We start from the raw sequence: 3,550 nt of genomic DNA on the forward strand, positions 1-3,550 counted from the left end.
GGAACATCAACAGGAGCTATCACGCTACTAGTATTACATCGCCGGCGACGCGCAATGTGTACACCATTTCCGACACACTTTCCCTCCACGACGCTCTTCCGATCTCGGGTGGCCGCGTCCCGGCGGGACGCCGCCCGGGCCGAGTCGCGCCTCCCCACGGTGATGCATGAAGCGGTCGCGGTCATGAAACCATGGCCGGTCGCGATAGAAGTTGTCCCAGTACGGCCCGATAGCGAACACGACGACCGGGAAGCCATAGTAGGCCCCGTAGTCGAGCAGCGGCTCGTAGCCTCCCTGATACGGATAGTCGAGCAGCCCCGCATAGATCCAGCCGCGCAGCCCCGGCAGCGCGACGTCGCACCAGGTGTAGTCACTGACGCAGCCGATCACGGACACCATCGTGTCCTCCGGAATCTGCGCGACGAGCGGATAGTCCTCTGCCGGGCCGGCGCGCAGGTTGGCCGGCGCGTTCGTGTACGCCGCGGTCTGCGCATCCGCGATACCCGGCAACGCCAGCAAACCGAGCAGCGCGATGCAGATGCAACGCACGATCGTGTTTCTCATGATGTTCTCCTGCACGGCGCGGGCGCCCACTGCGTCAACGCCTGTTGCATTGGCGGCAACCGACGCGGCGTCGCGTTGCGCGACATCCGGTGACGCGCGGTCGCGCCAATGTCGCCTGCGGCTCAGTGTCCGTGCCCGCCGCCGAAATGCCCGCCCATCGGCGGACGGCCGAAGTGTCCGCCGCCATGGCCATGGCCATGGAAATGTCGTCCGCCGCCGAATCCGAAGCCGAACCCGATCGCGACCGGCGGCCAGCAACAGTCATACCAGCCCGGATAGTACGGCGGGTAGTAATACGGATACGGCGGATAGGCCGGGTAGACGGGGCCGGCGTAAACCGGCACCGCTTCGTCGGTCGTCATCGCTTCCGGTGGCGGGGTCGGGTTGCCCGATGTGACGGGTGCCTGCGTATAGGCGACCGGCGCCGGCGCATAATACGGCGCGTAGCCGTACGGACTCGTGTAATAGCAACCGCCGAGCACCAGCGCAGCCAACGTGCAGGCGGCAGGCGTCAATGCGGACATCGGGTTCATCGCACGCTCCGGCCAGATCGGCACTGCGCCAACCGGCGCAAGCCTACGACTCTAGCTTATGCTTCCCGCACATTTCGGGACGTATGATCGGTTACTGTTTGTTTCATTGAGCTAACGATCGTGCAGCCGTTCCGCCGACTGGGGTGGGCCGACCGTCCGGCACCGTGTCAAAGCCTGCTTTATCCCGTTCGGCGCATGACGGATCGGTCCGGCATGCGGGTTTCGGCCCATTGAAAGCGCCGCTGCAAGCGTCAATCTGGTAGATATCAGGCGTGCTGGCGCGGACGGGCGTCCGCGATTCCCCCGGCAGCCGGCCCCGGTGGACGCAAGCCCGCCCCAGCAGGACAGCGGCGCAGGCCGCCAGCGACATGGACACGCCAGGCCGCGCGCCACGCGCGGACGATTCTCCCGACACGATTGCCCGCCTGCTGGCGCTCGCCAGCGAACAGGGCTACCTGATTCACGCCGACCTGATCGACGCGCTGCCGGCCGGACGCGATACCGCCGAAGCGCTCGACGCGGTGCACGCCGCGCTCGCGGACCTCGGCATCGCGGTGCTCGACGAACGTCCGCAGCCGGCGCCGTTCGCCGAAACGGCCGCCGTCGACATCGATCGCGATGCACTCGACGAAAGCAGCGCGCTGCTCGACGACATTGCTCGCGGCGCGCGTGCGTCGACCGATCCGCTCGCCGTCTACCTGCACCGCATGCATGCGGTGCCGCTGCTGACGCACGACGATGAAATCGCGCTCGCCCGCGAAATCGAGGCCGGTCGCCGCCAACTGCTGCACGCGCTCGCCGGCTGCCCGGCCGCCGCCGACGCGCTGCTCGCGCAGTACGGCAGCATCGCGCCGGCCGGCGACGACACCGATACGCCGGCTGCCGTTACGCTGGCTGCGCTGCGCAAGGCCGTCGCCGCGGTACGCCGCGCGCTGCACGCGGAGGGCTGCCAATCGGCAGGATACCGAAACGCGCAGCGCCGGCTCGCGGCTCGGCTCGACACGATCGCATGGCCCGCTGCGGGACTCGAAAACGCGTGCCGGATCCTGCACGCGCTGGCTGCATCGACCGCGCACGGCGGCGCGACGCCGGATACGGACCCGGTGCTGCTCGACGCGGTCACGCGGCACGCGCTGGCGGCCGCGCTGCGCGACGGCCAACGCACGATGCACGACGCGACGCGCCGGATGCTCGAGGCCAACCTGCGCCTCGTGCTGTCGGTCGCCCGCAAGTATGCGAATCGCGGCGTCGACCTGTCCGATCTCGTCCAGGACGGCAGCATCGGCCTGCTGCGCGCGATCGAGAAATTCGAATATCGCCGCGGCTTCAAGTTCTCGACCTACGCGACGTGGTGGATTCGCCAGGCGGTCGCGCGCGCAGTGGCGGAACGGGCGCGGACGATTCGCCTGCCGGTCCACGTCGGCGACCAGGTCCACCGGGTCAAGCGCACCGCGCAACGCCTGCACCAGCGCACCGGCCGCAAGGCGACGCCCGCGCAGCTCGCGGCCGAAAGCGGTCTCACCGAGGACAAGCTGCGCACGCTGCTTGCGCTGCCGGGCGAACCGGTGTCGCTCGACACGCCGCTGCCCGACGCCGACACCGGGCTCGGCGAGATGATCGAGGATCGCGCGTCGCTCAGCCCGTTCGACACGCTTGCCGATGCGCGCCTGCGCGATTGCGTCACCGCGCTGCTGAAGTCGGTCACGCCGCTCGAGGCCGACGTGCTGCGCCGTCGCTTCGGCATCGACGGCGCGGAGCCGGACACCTACGAGTCGATCGCGAAGCAGGCCGGCATGTCGCGCGAACGCGTACGCCAGATCGAACGGCGCGCACTCGCGGCATTGCGCGAATCGGAGGCGGCGGAGGACGCGCATACGTTTCTCGACATGTGAGGCCGCATCGCATCAATCCCGCAACACCAGCCTGCCCGCCGCGTCGACGCGCACGTGCGTGCCGAACACCGCGCTTTCGCGCTCGAGCGTATCGGCCAGCCACGCGACGCCCTCGTCCGGTGCACGGCGCACGCTCAACTGGCGGATCTGCATCGGCACCATGAACAGCTCGGCGAGCGCGCCGCTGCGCGTGTCGACGAGCGGGAAATACATCAGTGCGAGCTCCGGCCGCCACGCGCGATAGCCGCCGATCCCTTCGTAGTCGTTCAGGAAGTCGCCGCAGCCGTACAGGATCAGCCGGCCGCGATACCGCTCGATGCCCCTGACGTGATGCGACGAATGGCCATACACGACGTCGACCCCGCCCGTGTCGATCAGCCGCTGCGCGAACGCGCGCTCGTCGGCGCTCGCCGCGTAGCCCCAGTTGCCGCCCCAGTGCAGCGAGACGACGTTCACGTCGCCGGCCGCGCGCCGCGCATCCGCGAGCCGGCGGCCGATTGCGTCGGCCCGCGCGGGCGACAGATCGGCGAGCACGTTCACGCCGCCGTGCGTCGCGCGTGC

Annotated in this window: 3 protein-coding genes and 1 pseudogene; 1 reads left to right on the forward strand and 3 read right to left on the reverse strand. The window is 69.2% G+C overall.

Annotated elements, in window-relative coordinates; all coding sequences use genetic code 11:
* Positions 1–102: 102 nt before the first annotated feature.
* Positions 103–564 (reverse strand): annotated as a pseudogene (locus tag G3N94_RS40375) (SH3 domain-containing protein); the annotation flags it as partial.
* A 122-nt stretch (positions 565–686) separates the two neighbouring features.
* Entirely contained in the window at positions 687–1,097 is a 411-nt protein-coding gene (locus G3N94_RS40380; protein ID WP_205799764.1) for a hypothetical protein, read from the reverse strand.
* Between the two features lie 368 nt (positions 1,098–1,465).
* Between G3N94_RS40380 and G3N94_RS40385 the strand changes: the two genes are divergently transcribed.
* The gene (locus G3N94_RS40385) at positions 1,466–2,989 is read left to right on the forward strand and encodes a sigma-70 family RNA polymerase sigma factor (protein ID WP_205799765.1); all 1,524 of its coding nucleotides are present in this window, start codon (positions 1,466–1,468) and stop codon (positions 2,987–2,989) included.
* A gap of 12 nt (positions 2,990–3,001) precedes the next feature.
* Here G3N94_RS40385 and G3N94_RS40390 read toward each other — a convergent pair.
* Positions 3,002–3,550: CapA family protein (locus G3N94_RS40390; protein ID WP_205799766.1), on the reverse strand; the 549-nt coding region annotated here is incomplete at its 5' end.

The sequence above is a fragment of the Burkholderia sp. Ac-20353 genome (assembly GCF_017104785.1).
GTDB lineage: Bacteria > Pseudomonadota > Gammaproteobacteria > Burkholderiales > Burkholderiaceae > Burkholderia.